The organism is Archangium lipolyticum (assembly GCF_024623785.1).
Taxonomy (GTDB): Bacteria; Myxococcota; Myxococcia; order Myxococcales; family Myxococcaceae; genus Archangium; species Archangium lipolyticum.
This window is the reverse complement of sequence record NZ_JANKBZ010000013.1, coordinates 138,985-155,341: the sequence shown is the minus strand read 5'-3', so window position 1 is coordinate 155,341 and position 16,357 is coordinate 138,985. Positions and strand designations below refer to the sequence as shown.

The window sequence follows — 16,357 nt, the reverse complement described above, 5'->3', positions numbered from 1 at the left end:
TGACATGAGCATCGGCTCGCTCGCCATCGTCCTCCACGCGCACCTGCCGTTCGTCCGGCATCCCGAGTACGAGGACTTCCTCGAGGAGGACTGGCTCTACGAGGCCATCTCCGAGACGTATCTCCCGCTGCTGCTCGTCTTCGACCGGCTGGCGGAGGAGAACGTCCCCTTCCGCGTGACGATGACGCTCACGCCCACGCTCGTCACCATGCTGCGCGACGAGCTGCTCATGGAGCGCTACGCGCGCAGGCTGGATCAGCTCTGCGAGCTGGGCGCTCGCGAGGTGCACCGCACGCGGAACGACCCGGTCTTCGGCCGGCTGGCCCACTTCTACCGGGACCACTTCGAGTCCCTGCGGAGCGCCTTCCGCGAGCGCTACAAGCGGGACCTGGTGGGCGCCTTCCGCCGGCTCCAGGACGCCGGGCACCTGGAGATCATCACCTGCAACGCCACCCACGGCTTCCTGCCGCTGATGCAGCAGACGCCCGAGGCGGTGCGCGCGCAGATCTCCGTGGCCGCCAACCACTACCGGCTCACCTTCGGCCGGGACGCGCCGGGCATCTGGCTGGCCGAGTGCGGCTACTTCCCCGGGGTGGAGAAGTACCTGGCGGCCGAGCGCATCCGGTACTTCTTCGTGGACACGCACGGCGTCATGGACGCCACGCCCCGGCCGCTGCATGGCCCCTTCGCGCCCATCTACACGGAGGCGGGTGTGGCGGCGTACGCGAGGGATCCCGAGAGCAGCCAGCAGGTGTGGAGCTCCGAGCACGGCTACCCTGGCGACCCCGTCTACCGCGAGTTCTACCGGGACATCGGGTGGGATCTGGACCTGGACTACGTCCGGCCCTTCATCCAGCCCACCGGGGACCGCAAGAACACCGGCTTCAAGTACTACCGGATCACCGGCAAGACGCAGGACAAGCAGCCCTATGATCCGGACGTCGCGCGCGAGCGCGCCGCCACCCACGCGGGCAACTTCCTCTTCAACCGGGAGAAGCAGTTCGAGTGGCTCGCGGGGAAGATGGGCGGCCGCAAGCCGGTGGTGGTGGCCCCCTACGACGCCGAGCTCTACGGCCACTGGTGGTTCGAGGGGCCGTGGTTCCTCGACGCCCTCATCCGCAAGGTGGCCTTCGACCAGAAGACGTTCCGGCTGGTGACGGCGTCGGATGACCTGGCCGAGAACCCGGAGAACCAGGTGGCCACGCCGCCCCTGAGCTCCTGGGGCGCGGGCGGCTACGCCAACATGTGGCTGGATGGCTCCAATGACTGGATCTACCGGCACCTGCACCACTGCGCCCGCCAGATGGCGGCCCTGGCGAAGGACCACCCGGACGCCCCCACGCTCCAGCGGCGGGCACTCAACCAGGCCGCACGCGAGCTCCTGCTGGCGCAATCGTCGGACTGGGCGTTCATCATGAAGACGGGAACCATGGTGGACTACGCCGTGCGACGCACCAAGGAGCACATCCTGCGCTTCCAGCGCCTGCACGACCAGATCCGCGATGGGAACATCGATGAGGGCTGGTTGTCCCACATCGAGGGCAAGAACAACCTCTTTCCCGAGATAGACTACCGGGTCTACCGACCGTGAGTTCCACGCTGCCCAAGCACAAGGCCGTCAAGCTCTACGAGAGGGCCCGCACCCTGCTGGCCCGCGAGGAGTTCAGCGAGGCCGAGAAGATCCTCCGTGACCTGGCGGCCCATGACAGCCTGGGCCGGCCCGAGGTGCCAGCGGCGCTGGGAGACGTGCACCTGGGCCGGGGCGAGTACGACGCGGCTGCGTCGGCCTACCGCGAGGGCCTGTCTCGCTTCCCGGGCAACAGGGATCTGACGGCCCGTGTCGGGCTGGTGCTCATCCGCCAGGACCGCTTCGAGGAGGCGGTGGCGCTGATGGGGCAGCTCGAGCTGAAGGGGCTCGGGCCGGATCTGCTCATGCAGTACGGCTACGCGCTGGCGCGGCTGGAGCGCTACGCCGCCGCCGAGCGCATCTTCGCGCGGGCGGTGGCCGGAGGCGCCGGGCCCGAGGCGAGGATGTTGCTGGCGCGCGTGCGCGCGAAGCTGGGCCGCTATGAAGAGGCGGCCAACATGTGCCGGAGCCTCGTCGAGGGTGATGCGCCCGCGGAGGTGCAGTCCGAGGCGAAGGGGCTGCTGGCCGACTGCCTCCTCATGGAGGGACAGGCCGCGCCCGCGCTCGGGCTGTGGAAGGAGCTGCGCGCGGCGGGCGAGCTGCAACCGGAGCAGCTCGGGCACATGGCGTACGCGGCGCAGCTGGCCGGGGAGCCGGGCCTGTGCGACCAGCTCATCACCGAGCGGCTGGGCTCCGTGCCCACGGCGGAGGATCGGCTCCTGTTCGCGCAGATCGCCAACCTGCGCAACCGCCCGGAGGACGCGCTGGAGCACCTGACGGCCGCGGAGGCGGCGACGGGCGAGCACTACAAGGGCTTCATCTTCGAGCTGGAGGCCACCCGGGGCCGCGCGCTGCGGTTGCTGGGACGGCGCCAGGAGGCGCGTGAAGCGCTGGCGCGGGCCTCGGAGCACCCGGAGGCCCAGGGCAAGCTGGGGCCCCAGCTGCAGGTGGACCTGGGACACCTGTCGGCGGAGGAGGGTGACTTCGAGTCCGCCGAGCGGTCCTTCCAGGCGGCGCTCGCGATGGACCCGGACGAACCCGAGGCGCAGCGGGGCCTGGAGCTGACGCGGCGCCGGGAGGCGTGGCGCACGCAGTTGCAGGCCAACGTGGAGGCGCAGGTGGAGGCGGCGAAGGCCGAGTCCGATGCCTTGCGCCGCCGCTTCGTGGCCCGCGAGAACGAGCTGGAGGCGCTGCGCCGCGAGCTGGAGACGCTCCGGGCGGCCCAGGCGCAGGCCGAGGAGAAGGCTCGCCGGGCGGAGGAGGAGGCGAGGTCGGCGCAGGCGGTGGCGCGCGCGGAGCAGGCCCGGCGCACCCGCGAGGAGCTCGAGCAGCGCGAGACGGAGATCGATGCCAAGGCCCGCGAGAACGTGGAGCGGGGGCTGGGCAAGGCGCTGGCCACGTGCCCGCCGCCACTGCTGCAGGCGATGATGGTGGCGGAGCGCACGTTCCAGAAGGCCCTCTACACGGACCTGCCCGCGGCGGCGGTGGCGGTGCTGTTCGCGGGGGCGCTGGAGCGCGCGCTGTACACGCTCTTCGTGGAGCGCTTCCGCCAGTGGCTGGAGGCGCGGGGCCAGCTCAAGGACTTCCTCCAGGCGGCCACGCGCGAGAAGCGTGGCCGGAAGGTGGAGTACTTCGACAACTTCGCCGCCGCCTTCGATCCCGAGCGGCCCGGCCGTCCGCCCTCCATGGGCGAGGTGGCTCGCGTGCTCCAGCGGCGCGAGGAGCCCTACCTCCACCTCTTCCTGGCCTTCCTCATCGAGCGCTATCCCCTGCCGGGACGTCTCCTGGACGTGCTGGCGGACTTCGTCATCCAGGCCAAGGAGCGCCTGAGGGATCCGGTCGCCCATGGCCGCGCGGTGGAGATGGGCTACGAGGAGCTGAAGGTGCTGCGCGAGCGGCTACTGTTCACTCTCGAACCAGGCCAGCCCGGGGCGCTCGCCCTGCTGCTGGGGGTGTAGCTCCTACACGCCCCCTGTCCCTGCCGGGAAGAGAACGGGCGCCACACTGTTCCCCAGTCGCGCGGGCAGGGCATGTCTGCCTTGCCTTGAAGTCTTTCCGTCTTATCTCGGGACAGACCATGACCAAGCGACTGAATCCCCAGAAGAGCGCCCTCGCCGGTGCTCTCGTTCTCGCGCTGCCGCTCCTGGCGCCCGCCCAGCAGACGGCGGCAACGTCCTCCTCCCCCCTGCAGCCCGCTACCCGGGAGGCGCAGGCCCTGCCCTCGCTGGCCCCGCTCGTGGAGTCGGTGAAGGGCGCCGTCGTCAACGTGGATGTGCAAGCCAGGGGCTCCAGGTCCGAGGGCTTCGGACAGGAGAATCCCCTCTTCGAGCGCTTCTTCGGAGGCGGAGGCCAGGGCCAGCGGCGCGAGCAGCTCCGCCAGGGAGCGGGCTCGGGCTTCATCATCGACCCCAAGGGCCTGGTGTTGACCAACAATCACGTCATCGAGGGCGCGGTGACGATCCGTGTCCGCATGGATGACGGGCGCAGCTTCGACGCGAAGATCGTCGGGAGGGATCCGCTCACCGACGTGGCCCTGCTCCAGCTCCAGGGCAAGGTGGAGAACCTGCCCTCGGTGAAGCTGGGAGACTCGGACGCGCTGCGCGTGGGGGACTGGCTGGTGGCCATCGGCAACCCGTTCGGGCTGGCCTCCAGCGTGAGCAGCGGCATCCTCTCGGCGCGGGCGCGTGACATCCACTCCGGCCCCTATGACGACTTCCTCCAGACGGACGCCGCCATCAACCCGGGCAACTCGGGTGGCCCGCTCTTCAACATGAAGGGCGAGGTGGTGGGCATCAACACCGCCATCGTGGGCGGGGGCACGGGCATCGGCTTCGCGGTGCCGAGCAACATGGTGAAGGCGCTCCTGCCGCAGCTGGAGAAGGACGGCGCGGTGACGCGGGCGTGGCTGGGCATCGGCATCCAGGATCTGACGAGCGACCTGGCCAAGGCGATGTCGCTGCCGGTGAACGAGGGCGCCATCGTGTCGCAGGTGAACGACAACTCCCCGGCGGGCAAGGCCGGCATGAAGGCGGATGACGTCATCGTGGCCATCGACGGGCGGAAGGTGGGCTCGGGCGGAGAGCTGACGCGCACGGTGGCGCTGAAGAAGCCGGGCACCACCTCGGTGCTGGACGTCTTCCGGGACGGCAAGCGGCAGGAGCTGAAGGTGCAACTCGGGACGCGGCCGGACCTGGAGGGGCTGAGCGTGCGCCAGCGCCGTGGTGGCGAGGAGGAGACCGAGCAGTCCTCGAAGGCGCGCGTGGGCGTGTCGCTGAGCAACGTGGATCAGCGCCTCGTGGAGCGTACGGGGCTGACGACGAACCAGGGCGCGCTGGTGACGGACGTGCTGCCGGGCTCGCCGGCGGAGCGCGCGGAGCTGGCTCCGGGCATGTTGGTGGTGGAGGCGGATCGCAAGCCGGTGCGCAACGCGGAGGAGCTGGCGAAGCTCATCCGCAAGGCGGCCCCGGGCAGCACGCTGCTGCTGCGCGTGGAGGTCCCGGGAGTCGGGCGCTACCTGCGCGCCCTGCGGGTGCCCTGAACCCGCTCAGATGTTGATGCGGGAGCTGATCGTCCTGACGTCCAGGCCCAGCGCCGCGAACTCGGCGGCGTGGGCCCGGAGCAGCTCCACGAGTCGTGGATGCACGTCGTCCTCCTCGTTGGCCAGGAGGAAGCCGTAGTTGGTCTTGGACAGCATCCAGGAGATCCACAGCATCTCGGTCGCCTCGTCCGGAGGAGGGGCGACGTCCGGATCCTCCTCGGTCTCCGGGAGTCCTCCTCCCTTGCCCCAGCGGAGCCCCAGGCTGGAGTAGAGGACCTCACCGGCGTCCTCCCACTGGAGGTTGTTGGCCCAGGCGTGCCGGAAGGTCGCGAAGAAGATGACGTAGCGGCACAGCTGCTTGAGCGCGTCCAGCTCGCCGGGCTGGGGGACGTCGGTGTGGGTCACCGCGCTGACGGCCTTGGGCGGTGGCTGGGCGGCCTTCTCGTCCAGGTCCATGCGCTCGGACCGCACGAACCACGGAGCGTCCTTCCCCGGCACCCGCGCCCGGAGATAGCGGCACACGAAGGCGGGCACCGAGTGGGCCACGAGGTCGTCCGAGAAGCGGCGCACCTCCTGCCACTGTGCCTCCACGGCGCCGCCGTGCTCGGCGAAGAAGGCGTCGACGTGTTCTCCGAGCACCCGCCAGAACAGCTGCGCGGCGCGGGCGTAGCGGTGGCCCTCGCACACAGGGGCCGCGGGCGCGAAGCCCCGCCAGTCGTAGCTGCCCATCAGGTGGAGCAGCCGCGCATCGACGCTCCGCTCGGTCAACGCACTGGCGCGGGTGATGTAACCGGTTGGCCCGACCAGGAACCCATTGGCGGAGTGGTTGATCAGGACCACCTCCCGCAGGTGGGGCATGAGCAGCCAGCGGAGGGGGTTGCGCCGCAGGTTGCGGTGCGCGGCGATGGCGTACTGCTCGACGTTGAAGTGGCACTGCCCGAGGTGGTTGCCCAGCTCGGTGTCCAGCGTCGCGCTCACCCGGGCGATGCGCTTGGCGGCCTCCCAACCGGCGCCATCCTCCGGTGTGAAGGTCCGGCGTGTGATGGGCGAGCCGGGCGCCGTTGCTCCCGGCTCCCGGAGTCCCAGGATGATGCGCACGGGCAGTACCCGGCCCTCCACCAGACGCAGCCGCACGTCGACGTCGGGGAGGCAGTGGAGGCCGTCCTGTTCGTAGGCGTTCCAGGGGAAGTAGAGCCGGAAGGCATGGGGATCGCCGGGCACCTCGGGATCGCGGTCCATGACCGTCGCGAACATGCCGTTGAGGAGGCGTTCACCGAAGAAGGCGTCACTGCGTGAGGAGCCCGGCGCCTCCCGCTCCATGCGGACCGTCATCGGCTCGGGGTAGTCGGCCTGCAACTCGGCCACATTGGGGGCCCGGCCGAGGCGGATCCGCAGCAGGTGCTGACGCTTGATGAGCTCGATGGGCGCAACCGCCTTCAGCATCGCCAGCGAACGCCCCGGGGCGTAGGCCGTCGGTGGAGTGCCCTGCTCGGTGACGAGCAGCCGGGCCAGGGGCGTCGCCGGATCGTATTCCCAGTACGGGAGCCGGAGGGTGCCGAAGTCGTAGTGGAGTCCACCATGGTCATCGGGGCCCCGTTGCGCGCCGATGCGCCGCCAGGACTCCACCACCCGCCCGTCCTTGCGGAAGGTGTGCTGGGGCTCGAAGAAGCGAAGCTCCAGGTCCGGCAGGTCTCCCGCGCCCGCGTCGGCGGGGTCATAGCGGATCGCGAAGTGCCCTGCGTCGTCGGTGAAGCCCTCGCCCAGGAAGTCGTCAGGAGCGCCGGGATCCCGGTCCCACAGCTCGACCTTGAGGTGGTGCAGCGGGATGGGCCCCTGGGGACCATCTTGCTCGAAGACCAGGCGGCCGGTGGCGACGGCGGGCAGGGTGGCGGGGTCCCGGGTGGTCCGGGGAGCGCGGACGCGCGAGGCCAGCTCGCGGCTGACGGCAGCGCGCTCGTCGGGGCTCAGGCTCGAGTACCACCTGGCCAGCTCGGCGGGTTCGAGGAGGTCTGAGGGGTCGTCTCGATTCTGACGGCCCAGCGTGGACAGCAGGCGGCGCAGCGGTGCGAGCATTCGGGGAGGGTTCCAGGGAGACCGGGAGGTGCGTCTCGCGCCGGGTCAGGCCTTGGCCACGGACGGAGTGGGCGAGGAGGGATCGTTGGGGCGGGAGAGCCCGCGCTCGCGGCCCGGGTGGAGCTCCATGCCGGATTCGTAGCAGGTGACGCGGTTCCGCCCGCCGCGTTTGCTGGCGTAGAGGGCGGCGTCGGCGCAATCCACCAGGGTGTCCTGGATGGAGGCGTCGGCGGGGATGCTGGCCACGCCGATGGAGACGGTGATGTGGCCGCCGGGCTGGGTGGGGGCGGCGAGCTGGGGGGCCTCGGCCACGGCGCGCCGCAGCTTCTCGGCCACCTCGTAGGCGTCCTCCTTGGACACCTGGGACAGCACCAGCATGAACTCCTCGCCGCCGTAGCGCGCGAGCGTGTCCACCTTGCGCACGCGGGCGCGCAGCACGTCACACACCCTGCGCAGCGTGTCGTCACCGGCGCGGTGGCCCGCGGCGTCGTTGAGCTTCTTGAAGTGGTCGATGTCCACCATGAGGATGGACACCGGCGAGCCGAAGCGCTGCGCGCGTGCCACCTCCAACTCCAGCCGCGCGAAGAGGTGGCGGCGGTTGGGCAACCCGGTGAGCGGGTCCGTCATGGTGAGCTTCACCGCCTCGGCGTGGAGCATGGCGTTCTTCACCGCCGTGGCGACCTGGTCGGCCACCGCGCTGAGCAGCTCCAGCTCCTCGGGGGCGAAGCTGGCCACCTCCGGGCGGCGGAAGTTGAGCACGCCCAGCACCGAGTTCATGTGCACCATGGGCACGCACAGCAGCGCGCCGACCTCGTGCCCCGGCAGCAGCGCTCGCCGGGCGAACACGCTCGAGGGGTCCGTGACGTCCGGCACGTACACCGCCCGGTGCGTCTCCGCCGCGCGTCCGCACGCGCCCTCGCCGATCTGGAAGGTCATCCCATCCAGGGCCGGGTCCGCCGGGAAGGTGCTCTTGATCTCCAGCACCCCGTCCGGGTTGACGAGCATGGTGGAGAAGTGCGGGATGTGGAGCCGCTCGGGCACCATCTGGGTGATGCGCGAGAGCAGCTCGGACAGCTCGATGGTGGAGTTGACCGAGCGCGCCACGTCGAAGAGCAGGGCCAGCTCGGCGATGCGCTCCTCCAACTCCTCCTTGAGGGACAGCTTCCACTTCGTCACCTGGAGATCTCGGTGGGTGTCGATCTCCTCGGCCTTCATGGAGGTGATGCGCGCCAGCATGGCGTTGAAGGCCGAGCCGAGCCGGGAGATCTCATCCGTGCCCCGCACCTCGGCGCGCACCAGGAAGTCTCCCTCCTCGGCGCGACGCATGGCGGCCGTGAGCCGGCGCAGGGGCCGGGTGAGGAAGAGGTGCAGCGACACCCCGGTGGCGATGATCAGCATGGTGCCCAGCACCAGCACGGCCACCAGCCCGCCGCCGAGGGCCTCGGTGAGCTCCCGGTGGACCACGGGCTCGGTCACCCGCAGGTGCAGGACTCCCAGGGGACGCATCGCCGCGCCCACGTGGCACCCCTCACACTCCTTCCCTCCGAGTGGGCGGATGACCTCCGTCGCATGGGCGTCCGAGAGGCTCCGCTCCGGACCGGACGCCGTCAGCAGCGCGGCCTGGGGGTGGCGGGTGCCCACTTCCTCGGGCCGGGCGGACCAGAGGATGCGCCCGTCCGGCGACACGATGTTCAGCTCCGCCGTGGCGCGCAGCAGCCGGGTCTCCGAGCGCAGCAGCTCCGCCACGGGCGAGTGGGGCGGCAGGCCCTGGGGAGTCGGCATCCGGAAGTGGGTGCCGATGAACTCCGAGAGTGCCAGGGCTTCGCTCTGGGTGGCATTCCGGGCAGCCTGATGGGCCTCACGCCAGAAGTAGCCGATGCCCAGGATGGCCGCGAGCAGCCCGGGCAGGGCTACGCTCCACAGGAGCTTCCTGCCTACGGTATCGAGACCCAATGCCATGTCCGTGGAGGCAGGAACCGCCGGCCCGCTGCCGTCAACCCCCGTGTCATTGATGGATTGTCAGATCGGCTGACGCACACTGTCAAACGGACTCTGTTGGAAATTATTCGTGAGGGCGGATGTCGAGGAAGTAGATGTTGCCTGACGCACCGCGTAGTGTGCTGGGATCGGCTCCACCATGTCCGCCTCTTCTCCTTCCTTCGTGCTCTCCTCGTTGATCCCCGTGCCCCATGGTTTCGCCACGCGGGCGGGTGGGGTGTCGGAGGGGCCGTATGACTCCCTCAACCTGGGCTTCGCGGTGGGTGACCTGCGAGAGCGGGTGGAGGAGAACCATCGCCGGCTGGCCGCGGCGGCGGGCGCGGCGCTCGATGCGCTGCACCGGGTGAGCCAGGTGCATGGAGATCGTGTGGTGGAAGTAGGGGAGGGTGAGGGCACCGGAACGCTCCGGCCGACGGAAGGCGAGGCGGACGCGCTCTGGACGGAGCGGCCGGAGCACTGGGTGGCGGTGGGCACGGCGGACTGCGTGCCAGTGCTGCTGGTGGATCCGGAGGGGCGGCGGGTGGCGGGGGTGCACTCGGGGTGGAAGGGCACGGACGCGCGCATCGTGGCGCGGGCGGTGGAGTCCCTGGTGGCGAGGGGCTCGCGGCCCGAGCGGCTGCTGGCGGCGGTGGGCCCCTGCATCCAGCGCTGCTGCTACGTCGTCTCCGAGGACCTGGGCGAGCGCTTCACCGCGGGCTTCGGGCCGCAGGTGGTGGTCCGCGAGCGGGGCGAGGTGCGGTTGGACCTCTCACGGGCCGTGCGGGAGACGTTGCTGGGCGCGGGGCTGAAGCAGGCCCATGTGGACGTGCTGCCCCACTGCACGGCGTGTGACGCGAGCCGATTCTTCTCGCACCGCCGTGACGCTGGGCGGACGGGCAGGCACCTCAATTTCGTGGTGCACCGGTTCTGATCGGCCTCCGGGCCGATTTCTTGACGGTCTCCAGCACCCCTTCCTATCCTCAGGGTACCCCCGTCACCGTGTTGGAGCGCCGCATCATTCGCCGACTGCTTGCCCTCGCGCCTCTCTGCGCGCTGTCCGCCTGTGCCACCACCGGCTCCGCCCAGACGTCGGAGCTGGCGGAGCTGAAGGCCGAGGTGCGTGCCATGCGCGAGACCCAGGCGCGCCTGGAGAAGCGTCTGGAGCGCATGGAGCTGCACACCAGCGTCACCCAGGCCCGTGCCACCGCTCCGTCCAAGGGGACCTCTTCCGCGCCAGCCGCCGCCGAGCCCGAGAAGTCCTTCACCACGCCCGAGCTGGCGGTGGTGAAGCTCAAGCCGCGCAACGAGCCCGCGCCCCCGCTGCCCACCCGGGTGCCCGTCGTCGAGCCCGCGCCCGAGGACATGGAGATGTTCATCAGCTCCGCGCCCGAGGGGGACAGCGGCCCTGGCGCCAGCGCCGAGCCGAAGGAGCAGCTGGACGCCACCATCCTGGATGCCGAGTTCGAGCAGGCGGTGGCGGCGTTGCGCACCGGCAACGTGGAGGGCGGGGTGGCCCGCCTGTCGCGCTTCGCCGAGGACAACCCCCGTCACCCGCGCGCGGACAACGCGCTCTACTTCAGCGGGCTCGGGCAGATCGGGCTGAAGGACCACGAGGCCGCCGCGAAGACCTTCGAGCGCCTCATCTCCAGCTATCCCGCCGGAGATGCCGTGCTGGACGGCATGCTGCGGCTGGCCGAGTGCCGGCTGCGGCTCAACCAGAAAGACGATGCGCGGGCGCTCTACACCCGCATTCTCACCCAGTTCCCGGGGACGGCCGCCGCCACTCAGGCGGAACAGCGGCTCGCGTCCCTCTCGCACTAGCAGTCCGAAAGGAAGTCATCCGATGCGCTCGCGGATCCTCTCCTCGCTCCTCCTGGCCACAGTGCTCGTGCCGCCCGCCGTCTGGGCGCAGAACGCGGAGGAACAGGAGCCCGAGGCCGGCGACGAGACCGAGGGGTCCGAGGTCGTCGATGAGCAGCAGCCTCCTGGCCGGCCCGGCAATGTCGTCATTCCCCCGGGCCAGGGCGGCCGCGAGTCCGCGCCCGGCGAGGTGCACACCGTGGAGCGGGGCGACACCCTGTGGGACCTGTCCCAGAAGTACCTGGGCAGCCCCTGGTACTGGCCCAAGGTCTGGTCCTACAACCCGGAGATCGCCAACCCGCACTGGATCTACCCCGGCAACAACGTGCGCTTCTTCCCGGCGGGCGAGGAGGTCCCCTCGCGGGTGGAGGCGGGCGTCGGTCCTGCCCCGTCGGAGATGGTGGCGGAGACGGGGGACATCGCCGAGGGCTCCGAGATGGACACCTCCGGACCGGCGGTGGAGGTGACCGGCAAGCTCACCTTCGAGCCCAAGGCCTCGCGCACGGTGATGACGCATGGCTTCGTCACCACGCGGGAGCTGGAGGAGGCGGGCCGCATCGAGGGCGCCTCCACCGAGGCGACCATGCTGTCCTATCCGGACAACGTCTACGTGCGCTTCAAGCGCAAGGCGGATGCGAAGGTCGGGGACCGGTACGTGGTGTTCCACACCGTGGAGAGCGTGAAGCACCCGGTGACGAAGAGGCCGGTGGGCTTCCTCACCGAGTTCGTCGGCACCCTGCGGGTGGTGCAGCTGGGTGACCACTTCGTCACCGCGCAGGTGATGGACACGTGGGACGCCATCACGCGTGGCGACCTGGTGGGCCCGTTCGGCGAGCGGCTGGTGGAGCAGGTGGTGACGCGGCGCAACGAGAAGGAGGTGGCGGGCGTCGTCATCACCGCGCTCGTGCCGTACCTCACCCTCATCGGCGAGCACCACTTCCTGGTCATCGACAAGGGCAGCAGCGACGGCGTGCAGGTGGGCAACACCTTCACCATCACGCGGCAGGGAGACCCCGGCGTCGGACACGTCCTCGAGCTGGACCTGCCCATCAAGAAGCGCAAGCCGCAGCCGATGCCGACGGAGAACATCGCCCTGTGCCTCGTCACCGAGGTGAAGGACCGCACCAGCAACTGCGTCCTCACGTATTCCATCCAGGAGGTGGCGTCTGGGGCTCGCGCGGTGATGCGCGTGGGCCAGCAGCCCACCGCCCAGCGGTAGGTGGGGCCCGGCACGCCGCCGGATGACCCCTCGAATGGGGCACGGAACCCCTTGGATCGGCTCGCCTGGCCCCTACTGCAGGGGACGTGCCGCTTGACCACCGCCAGTCCGGTGTTTATGTGTCCCGCCCCTTTCCGTCGGACCCATCTTCTATATAGGTGGGCCCAGGAGGGGGTCGGGCATGGTGGAATTCACGACGAACAGCTCCTCGGAGGAGCAGCGCGCGCTCCTGGCGCTCTGGGCGGTCCCCGGCTTGGGCCCGAGGGCCCTGAGTGCCCTGCGTGCGTTCACCCAGGGAGAGCTCACCCGCCTGCTCGCCTGCCCGGTGAGGGAGTGGCTGGGCGAGGCCCCCGTCCCGATGCCCGTCCGGCGCAGGTTGGCCGAGGTGCCAGACCTGGGCCTGTTGGCCGAGCGCGTGCTGGAGCGCTGCGCGGCGGTGGGCATGGGGGTGACCTTCGCGGGAGAGAGGGCCTACCCGGCACGGTTGGTGGAGGTGGACGACGCACCGCCGCTCCTCTTCTACCGGGGAGAGGTGGGGCCGCCGCGCCGCCGGGTGGCCATGGTGGGCAGCCGGCACCCGGACCAGGGCTTCCTCCCCTTCGCGCGGAGCTTCGCCCGTCAGGTGGCGGAGGGTGGGGTGGGCGTGGTGTCCGGAGCCGCCGCGGGCGTGGACAGGGCGTGCCACTGGGGGGCGATGGACGCGGGTGGGGAGACGTGGGCCTTCCTGGGCTCGGCGCTGGACGAGCTGGATCCCGCCCAGGCGAAGCTGCTGCCGCACTTCCTGGCCCGGGGCGGCGTGTTCTTCAGCGAGCTGCCGCCGGGGGTCCGTGCGAGCACGACGACCTTCCCCCGGCGCAACCGGCTCATCTCTGGCGCGTCGGATGCGGTATTGGTCCTGCGCGCCGGGGTGGACTCCGGCAGTCTCTACACGGCGGAGGCCGGCCGGCTGCAGGGGAGGCCCGTGCTGGCCCTGCCCGGTGATGTGTCGAACGAGGGAGCGGCCGGGTGCAACGCGCTCATCCGGGACGGACACGCCCGGGCGTGTCTCTCGGTTCATGAAGTCTGGCGGGCCGTGGGCATCCACCCCGACAAGGCGGTGCCGCCAGGGGAGGGCTCCTCGTGGACGGAGCTCTCGGTGGAAGCGAGGGGGGCCTACCAGGTGTTGGACAGGGTTCCCAGGTCATTCGATGAGGTGCTGGCCGGCAGCCGGCTCTCGCCCGCGGCGCTCTCGAGCGCCCTGGTGGAGCTGGAGCTGTCTGGGCTCGTCATCCAGCATCCTGGAAGGTTGTACGAGAAGGTTTGAGGAGAATCATGGCGACGCGCACGAAGAAGACGGCAACGGCGGGCGAGACGGAGGTCGAGGAGACGGCGACCGCCGAGACGGCGACCGCCGAGACGGAAGCCAAGAAGCCGGCGGCGCGCAAGAAGACGGCCGCCAAGAAGAAGACGGCCAAGAAGAAGGCCGCCGCCAAGAAGACGGCCGCCAAGAAGGCCTCCTCGCGCCGCAAGGGCGGTGACGGGGCCCTGGCCACCGTGGAGGCCTCCGCCGAGGAGGCCGAGGACACCGAGACCCCCAGGCGGGGCAAGGGGCCGCACTACCTCGTGGTGGTCGAGTCGCCCGCCAAGGCGAAGACCATCAAGAAGTACCTGGGCTCCGGCTATACGGTGAAGGCCTCGGTCGGCCACATCCTCGACTTGCCCAAGAGCAAGATGGGCGTGGACATCGAGCACGACTTCGAGCCCCAGTACGAGGTCATCAAGGGCAAGGAGAAGGTGCTCGGCGAGCTGAAGAAGGCCGCCCAGGGCGTGGACAAGGTCTTCCTCGCGACGGACCCCGACCGCGAGGGCGAGGCCATCGCCTGGCACATCCACCAGCAGCTCGGCCACGAGAACGCCTACCGGGTGATGTTCAACGAGATCACCAAGAAGGCCATTCAAGAGGCCATCGCCCAGCCGCGCCAGCTCAGCCAGGAGAACTACGACTCCCAGCAGACGCGGCGCATCCTGGACCGGCTGGTGGGCTATCAGATCTCCCCGCTGCTCTGGAAGAAGGTACGCCGGGGTCTGTCCGCGGGCCGCGTGCAGTCCGTGGCCGTGCGCCTCATCTGCGAGCGCGAGGATGAGATCAAGGCCTTCGTCCCGCAGGAGTACTGGACGCTGGACGCGCTGCTGGAGGGGCCCGCCGGACCGCCGCCCTTCAAGGCCAAGCTGTCCAAGGTGGACGGCAAGAAGGCCGACCTGAAGGACCGGGCCTCCACCGAGACGCTGGTGGAGGAGCTCAAGAGCGCCGCCTTCGTGGTGTCCAAGGTGGACAAGCGCGAGCGGCGCCGCAACGCGCCCGCTCCGTTCATCACCTCCAAGCTGCAGCAGGAGGCGGCCAACCGGCTGCACTTCACCGCCAAGAAGACGATGGCGCTCGCCCAGCGGCTCTATGAAGGCGTGCCGCTCGGAGAGGAGGGCCAGACGGCGCTCATCACGTACATGCGTACGGACTCCACCCGTCTGTCCGACGACGCGGTGACGGCGGTGCGCGGCTTCATCGGCACCACCTACGGCGCGGACTACGTGCCGGAGGCGCCGGTGGTGTACCGCACCAAGAAGGGCGCCCAGGACGCGCACGAGGCCATCCGTCCCACCTCGCTCGAGTACCCGCCCTCGAAGGTGAAGCCGTACTTCGACTCGATGAACGACGACATGGCCGCGGACATGTTCCGCCTGTACGAGCTCATCTGGAACCGCTTCGTCGCGTGCCAGATGATGCCGGCCGTGTATGACCAGACGAGCGCGGAGATCACCGCGGGCCGGGCCCTCTTCCGGGCCTCGGGCTCCACGCTGAAGTTCCCCGGCTACCTGGCCGTCTACGGCGCCAGCCTCACCCCCGAGGAGGAGGCCGCCCAGGAGAAGGCTCGCGCCGCCGGCGAGGACACCGACGAGGACGGCGTGGGCGAGCTGCCCTCGCTCAACGACGGGGACAAGCTGGGCCTGCAGAAGCTGCTCGACGAGCAGCACTTCACCCAGCCTCCGCCGCGCTTCTCCGAGGCCACCCTGGTGAAGGAGCTGGAGGAGCGGGGCATCGGCCGTCCGTCGACGTACGCCGCCATCCTCTCCACCATCCAGGAGAAGAAGTACGTGGAGAAGCTGGAGGGCCGCTTCCGTCCCACGGACCTGGGCGTCATCTGCAACGAGCTGCTCGTCAAGCACTTCCCCCACGAGCTGGACGCCGCCTTCACCGCCAGCATGGAGGAGAAGCTCGATCAGATCTCCGAGGGCGAGGCCAACTGGAAGGCCGTGCTCAAGGACTTCTACGCGCCCTTCAAGGAGACGCTCGAGAAGGCCGAAGCGGAGATGCGCGACGTCAAGCGCGAGGAGATCAAGACCGACGTGGCGTGCGAGAAGTGCGGCAACGTCATGGTCATCAAGTGGGGGAAGATGGGCCACTTCCTCGCGTGCTCGAACTACCCCGAGTGCAAGAACACCAAGGACTTCAAGCGCGACGCCGAGGGGAAGATCGTCATCATCGAGGAGGAGACGACCGACGAGAAGTGCGAGAACTGCGGCAAGCCCATGGTGGTGAAGCGCGGCCGCTTCGGCCGGTTCCTCGCGTGCTCGGGCTACCCCGAGTGCAAGACGTCCAAGCCCATCTCCATCGGCGTGAGCTGCCCGGACTGCAAGCAGGGCTACCTCACCGAGCGCCGCAGCGGGCGGGGGAAGATCTTCTTCGGCTGCAACCGCTACCCGGACTGCAAGTTCGCCGCCTGGGACCGGCCGCTGCCGGAGTCGTGCCCCAGCTGCCAGTCGCCCTACCTGCTGCAGAAGTACTCCAAGCGGGACGGCCCGTACGTGGCCTGCCCCAACAAGGAGTGCGACTACCGCCGGCAGATCGTCGAACCGGAGGCCGCCGCGGCCAACGGCAGCACGGCCTCCTCGGCTGCCTGAAAGGCTGAAAGTCCAAGGATATCAGGGGCATGGCCTGCCCCTGGCTTGACACCTCCGCAGTGGGTCCTCTAGAAGTTCAGTGCCCGCCCCCAGGGTAGGCACGGTCGTCGAAAGGACCCACTTCGCG

General features: G+C 70.0%; 10 protein-coding genes. 8 read left to right on the top strand and 2 right to left on the bottom strand.

Going from position 1 to position 16,357, the window contains the following annotated elements; translation table 11 throughout:
* The first annotated feature begins 4 nt into the window (after positions 1-4).
* From NR810_RS26805 to NR810_RS26795, 3 genes are all read left to right on the top strand, one after another.
* Entirely contained in the window at positions 5-1,591 is a 1,587-nt protein-coding gene (locus tag NR810_RS26805) for a glycoside hydrolase family 57 protein (RefSeq protein WP_257456456.1), read from the top strand.
* Entirely contained in the window at positions 1,588-3,585 is a 1,998-nt protein-coding gene (locus NR810_RS26800) for a tetratricopeptide repeat protein (protein WP_257456455.1), read from the top strand. Before NR810_RS26805 ends, NR810_RS26800 begins: the two co-directional genes overlap by 4 nt.
* Positions 3,586-3,704: 119 nt before the next feature.
* Complete coding sequence (locus NR810_RS26795; protein WP_257456453.1) at positions 3,705-5,165, top strand: trypsin-like peptidase domain-containing protein; 1,461 nt, start codon at positions 3,705-3,707, stop codon at positions 5,163-5,165.
* Positions 5,166-5,171: 6 nt separating this feature from the next.
* Here the strand turns inward: NR810_RS26795 and NR810_RS26790 are convergent, their stop codons facing one another.
* Both NR810_RS26790 and NR810_RS26785 read right to left on the bottom strand, forming a co-directional pair.
* Positions 5,172-7,238 (bottom strand): lipoxygenase family protein, encoded by a 2,067-nt coding sequence (locus tag NR810_RS26790; protein ID WP_257456451.1) that lies wholly within the window; start codon positions 7,236-7,238, stop codon positions 5,172-5,174.
* A 45-nt stretch (positions 7,239-7,283) separates the two neighbouring features.
* Complete coding sequence (locus NR810_RS26785; protein WP_257456450.1) at positions 7,284-9,197, bottom strand: GGDEF domain-containing protein; 1,914 nt, start codon at positions 9,195-9,197, stop codon at positions 7,284-7,286.
* A gap of 178 nt (positions 9,198-9,375) precedes the next feature.
* On the opposite strand from NR810_RS26785, the gene pgeF reads away from it, so the two are divergent.
* From pgeF to topA, 5 genes are all read left to right on the top strand, one after another.
* Positions 9,376-10,146, top strand: a complete 771-nt coding sequence (gene pgeF, locus NR810_RS26780) for a peptidoglycan editing factor PgeF (protein ID WP_257456444.1) — start codon at positions 9,376-9,378, stop codon at positions 10,144-10,146.
* A gap of 68 nt (positions 10,147-10,214) precedes the next feature.
* Positions 10,215-11,036, top strand: coding sequence for a tetratricopeptide repeat protein (locus NR810_RS26775; RefSeq protein ID WP_257456688.1), 822 nt, complete (start codon positions 10,215-10,217; stop codon positions 11,034-11,036).
* Positions 11,037-11,058: 22 nt separating this feature from the next.
* Positions 11,059-12,294: a LysM peptidoglycan-binding domain-containing protein gene (locus NR810_RS26770; RefSeq protein ID WP_257456441.1), complete on the top strand. Its 1,236-nt coding sequence runs from the start codon at positions 11,059-11,061 to the stop codon at positions 12,292-12,294.
* Positions 12,295-12,475: 181 nt separating this feature from the next.
* Positions 12,476-13,597 carry a DNA-processing protein DprA gene (locus NR810_RS26765; protein WP_257456439.1) on the top strand — a complete coding sequence of 374 codons (1,122 nt, stop codon included), beginning with the start codon at positions 12,476-12,478 and terminating at the stop codon, positions 13,595-13,597.
* An 8-nt stretch (positions 13,598-13,605) separates the two neighbouring features.
* Positions 13,606-16,230, top strand: coding sequence for a type I DNA topoisomerase (gene topA, locus NR810_RS26760; protein ID WP_407653836.1), 2,625 nt, complete (start codon positions 13,606-13,608; stop codon positions 16,228-16,230).
* Positions 16,231-16,357: the final 127 nt, after the last annotated feature.